Annotated in this window: 1 protein-coding gene; it reads right to left on the reverse strand. The window is 68.8% G+C overall.

Annotated elements, in window-relative coordinates:
* Positions 1-177 precede the first annotated feature (177 nt).
* The coding region (locus IE239_RS41615; protein WP_373308245.1) for an alpha-glucosidase C-terminal domain-containing protein at positions 178-542 on the reverse strand (365 nt) is incomplete at its 5' end.

A 542-nucleotide genomic window follows, 5' to 3' on the forward strand; every position in this document is an offset into this window, starting at 1 on the left:
GGTCGCCGACGCCGTCGCCGTTGCTGTCCTGGAACGAGCGGACGAGGACCTCGTAGAAGACGGCGCGCTTGAACCACTCGGGGTCACGGTCCTTGGCGGGGGTGTCCTCGAAGGTGTCCGGGACAGGGGAGTTGACGGTCATGGCGGTCTGGAGCCTCCGATCGGCGGTGATGCGGATCACCGGACGTGGAACACGTGGGCGGGCGTCCGGCCGGGCTCCAGGCGCACGTAGTTCGTCCTGTTCCAGGCGTAGGTCTCGCCCGTCAGTTCGTCGTGCACGGACAGGGCTGCGCCGTCGTCCAGGCCGAGTTGCGGCATGTCCAACGACACCGTCGCCTCCTGGGTGTGGTGGGGGTCGAGGTTGACGACCACCAGAACCGTGTTCGAACCCGCCGTCTTGCTGTACGCGATGACGGAGGGGTTGTCCGTGCCGTGGAAGCGGAGGTTCCGCAGCCGGTGCAGGGCCGGGTTGGCCCGCCGGATCTCGTTGAGCCTGGTGATCAGCGGGGCAAGACTGCGGCCCTCGCGCTCGGCCGCCTCCC

Origin of the sequence: Streptomyces humidus, from assembly GCF_014649655.1 — a bacterium.
In the GTDB taxonomy this organism is placed as follows: Bacteria; Actinomycetota; Actinomycetes; order Streptomycetales; family Streptomycetaceae; genus Streptomyces; species Streptomyces humidus.